This is a genomic window from Caldicoprobacter sp. (genome assembly GCF_047459465.1).
GTDB lineage: Bacteria > Bacillota > Clostridia > Caldicoprobacterales > Caldicoprobacteraceae > Caldicoprobacter.
The window spans coordinates 1-3,388 of the sequence record NZ_VSCO01000172.1 but is presented as its reverse complement, the minus strand read 5'-3'; the positions used below and the strand labels follow the sequence as shown (position 1 = coordinate 3,388).

Genomic DNA, 3,388 nt, shown 5'->3' with positions numbered 1-3,388 from the left:
TTTTCCGTGAAAGATGGGGGTAGCCATGTTAGAAGAATTAAAAAATGCTTCAGCCAAGACCGTTGGCACGAAGCAGACGCTGAAGGCTATCAATGCCGGTAAAGCGGTGAGGGTATATCTGGCAAAGGATGTAGATGAGTACATTAGCGATAAGGTAAAGAGAGAGTGCGAGAAGAATAATATTCCCATTTTTTACGTAGATTCCATGAAAGAATTGGGTAGAGCCTGTGGCATTGACGTAGGGGCTGCCACAGCTGCTATTTTGAGAGAGGCCGATCGAAAGGAGGTGTAGGTAATGCCGACTATCAATCAATTGGTTCGTAAAGGTAGAGAAAAGCGCCGATATAAGTCTTCCGCACCTGCGTTGAAGGGATGCCCCCAAAAGAGAGGAGTATGTATCGCAGTTAAGACAACCACCCCCAAGAAGCCCAATTCTGCCCTTCGGAAGATTGCGAGAGTCCGCCTTGTGAATGGTATGGAGGTTACTGCATATATTCCGGGAATTGGACACAACTTGCAGGAACACTCGGTGGTTCTGATTCGCGGGGGCAGGGTGAAGGACTTACCCGGTGTACGTTACCATATCATACGAGGTGCTCTGGACGCTGCTGGAGTGGCTAATCGTCAACAGGGGAGATCCAAGTATGGTGCTAAGAAACCCAAGAAGTAATGGAAGGCTAAAAGTGAGTGGATTTTTTGTTAAGGAGGGAATATAATGCCGAGAAAAGGACCTGTTCCTAAACGGGAAGTACTCCCTGATCCCATTTATGGAAGCAAGCTAGTAACCAAGCTCATAAATAAGGTCATGCGGGATGGAAAGAAGTCTCTTGCTCAGAGGATTTGCTATGGGGCTTTTGACCTCATCAGGGAGAAAACCGGCAAGGATCCAATGGAGGTTTTTGAGCAGGCCTTGAACAATGTTATGCCTGTACTTGAAGTAAGGCCCCGCAGGGTTGGCGGTGCCACATACCAGGTACCAGTAGAAGTTAACCCTGACAGGAGGCAAACGCTGGGCTTGCGTTGGTTGGTTCAATATGCCAGAGAGCGTGGGGAAAGGACGATGGTAGAGAGGCTTGCCGCCGAGATCATAGATGCTGCCAACAATACCGGTGGTGCTGTGAAGAAGAAGGAAGATACCCACAGAATGGCCGAAGCCAACAAGGCTTTTGCGCACTACAGATGGTAATGATATGCTATTATACTATAGGCTGAACCACAGGGGATGCCGGCTTCAAGGAGGGAGGAGGTGCAGCTATGTCGAGAGTGCCAATAGAAAAAGTAAGAAATATAGGCATAATGGCGCATATAGACGCTGGTAAGACGACTACTACCGAACGTATCCTGTTCTATAGCGGCAAGATACACAAGATTGGTGAAGTCCATGAAGGAGCTGCTACCATGGACTGGATGGTTCAAGAACAGGAGCGCGGTATTACTATAACATCTGCAGCTACTACCGTTAGCTGGAGGGATCATTTTATCAACATTATTGACACGCCAGGGCACGTGGACTTCACTGTAGAGGTCGAACGCTCATTGCGCGTCCTCGATGGTTCAGTTGCGGTGTTCTGTGCCAAGGGAGGGGTAGAGCCCCAATCCGAGACTGTGTGGCGTCAAGCCAATAAATACAAGGTTCCTCGTTTGGCTTATGTAAATAAAATGGACATAGTTGGAGCTGACTTTTTCAACGTAGTGAACATGATACGGGAGAGGCTGGGAGCCAATCCGGTCCCCATCCAGATTCCCATCGGCAAAGAGGCCGACTTTAGAGGGATGATCGATCTGGTCAAAAATAAGGCCATATATTACCTTGATGACCTGGGAACACAGAGCGAGGAGACCGAGATACCCGATGAGTTAAAGGATCTTGCTCAGGAATACAGGACAAAGCTTTTAGAAGCTGTCGCCGAGCAGGACGATGAGCTCATGATGAAATACTTGGAAGGCGAGGAGCTTACGATAGATGAGATCAAGAAGGCCCTTAGAAAGGCAACTATTTCTTTCAAGATAGTGCCTGTGCTTTGCGGTTCATCTTATAGGAACAAAGGGGTACAGTCGTTGCTGGATGCCATTGTGGATTATCTGCCTTCACCCCTTGATTTGCCACCGGTGGTAGGCACATCGCCCGATACTGACGAGGAAATAGTAAGGCATGCATCAGATAATGAGCCGCTGAGCGCTTTGGCCTTTAAGGTAATGGCTGATCCATATGTGGGAAAGCTTGTATACGTCCGAGTCTATTCGGGGGTGCTAAAGTCGGGCACCTATGTATATAACACCACTAGTGGCACAAAAGAGAGAGTTGGGCGTATTCTTCGAATGCATGCCAACCATCGCGAGGAGATCTCCGAGGCTTATGCCGGCGATATAGTAGCGGTGGTGGGATTGAAAAACACCGTAACGGGCCATACCCTGTGCGATGAAAACAACCCCATACTTCTGGAGTCCATGGTATTTCCAGAGCCCGTCATACAGGTAGCGATTGAACCCAAGACAAAGGCAGGCCAGGAGAAGCTGTCGGTTGCCCTTCAGAGGTTGGCCGAAGAAGATCCCACATTTAGGACCTACGTTGACCAAGAGACCGGGCAGACCATCATTGCTGGTATGGGTGAACTGCACCTGGAAATCATCGTAGACCGTTTGGTCAGGGAGTTTAAAGTAGAAGCCAACGTGGGCAAGCCTCAGGTGGCCTATCGAGAGACCATCAAAAAAGCTGTCAAGGCCGAGGGGCGCTTTATCAGGCAGACTGGTGGTCGGGGTCAATACGGACACGTGTGGCTTGAGGTTGAGCCCCTTGAACCGGGTAAGGGCTTTGAGTTTGTCAACAAGATCGTTGGTGGCGTTATTCCTAAGGAATACATTCCCGCCGTTGAAAGCGGCGTCCGCGAGGCCATGGAGAGCGGCGTGCTTGCTGGATATCCCGTAATAGATGTTAGGGTTACCGTCTTCGACGGTTCGTACCACGAAGTGGACTCTTCTGAAATGGCTTTTAAGATAGCGGCTTCCATGGCGTTTAAGGAGGCTATGCAAAAGGCCGATCCTGTACTTCTGGAACCCATCATGAAGGTTGAGGTAACCGTTCCAGAAGAATATATGGGAGATGTTATAGGCGATATTTCGTCAAGGCGCGGTAGGATTGAAGGTACAGAGCTGCGCGGTAACACACAGGTCATAAAAGCTTATGTACCGTTGGCTGAGATGTTTGGCTATGCTACCGACCTTCGTTCAAAGACTCAAGGACGAGGGAATTACGTAATGCAGATGTCCCACTATGAAGAGGTTCCTAAGAACCTCGTTGAGAAAATAATAAAGAAGTGAAAGTTTAAAAATTTAAGGAGGAGGAAGGGAAAAGATGGCGAAGGCGAAGTTTGAGAGGACGAAACCGCAT

4 protein-coding genes are annotated in these 3,388 nt (G+C 48.8%); all 4 read left to right on the top strand.

Features of this window, described 5'->3' with window-relative positions:
• The first annotated feature begins 25 nt into the window (after positions 1-25).
• The 4 genes from FWJ59_RS08770 to fusA all read left to right on the top strand — a co-directional run bounded on the left by FWJ59_RS08770 (position 26) and on the right by fusA (position 3,318).
• The gene (locus FWJ59_RS08770) at positions 26-292 is read left to right on the top strand and encodes a ribosomal L7Ae/L30e/S12e/Gadd45 family protein (RefSeq protein ID WP_414481564.1); all 267 of its coding nucleotides are present in this window, start codon (positions 26-28) and stop codon (positions 290-292) included.
• A gap of 3 nt (positions 293-295) precedes the next feature.
• On the top strand, positions 296-670 hold the full coding sequence (rpsL, locus tag FWJ59_RS08765; protein ID WP_414481563.1) for a 30S ribosomal protein S12: 375 nt from the start codon (positions 296-298) through the stop codon (positions 668-670).
• Positions 671-715: 45 nt separating this feature from the next.
• Positions 716-1,186 carry a 30S ribosomal protein S7 gene (gene rpsG / locus FWJ59_RS08760; protein WP_414481562.1) on the top strand — a complete coding sequence of 157 codons (471 nt, stop codon included), beginning with the start codon at positions 716-718 and terminating at the stop codon, positions 1,184-1,186.
• A 68-nt stretch (positions 1,187-1,254) separates the two neighbouring features.
• Positions 1,255-3,318 (top strand): elongation factor G, encoded by a 2,064-nt coding sequence (gene fusA, locus FWJ59_RS08755; protein ID WP_414481561.1) that lies wholly within the window; start codon positions 1,255-1,257, stop codon positions 3,316-3,318.
• Positions 3,319-3,388 lie beyond the last annotated feature (70 nt).

What these genes read in the sequence shown, in the direction of transcription:
- rpsG (WP_414481562.1), top strand. Translation starts at nt 716, where the DNA reads ATGCCGAGAAAAGGACCTGTTCCTAAACGGGAAGTACTCCCTGATCCC.
- fusA (WP_414481561.1), top strand. Translation starts at nt 1,255, where the DNA reads ATGTCGAGAGTGCCAATAGAAAAAGTAAGAAATATAGGCATAATGGCG.
- rpsL (WP_414481563.1), top strand. Translation starts at nt 296, where the DNA reads ATGCCGACTATCAATCAATTGGTTCGTAAAGGTAGAGAAAAGCGCCGA.
- FWJ59_RS08770 (WP_414481564.1), top strand. Translation starts at nt 26, where the DNA reads ATGTTAGAAGAATTAAAAAATGCTTCAGCCAAGACCGTTGGCACGAAG.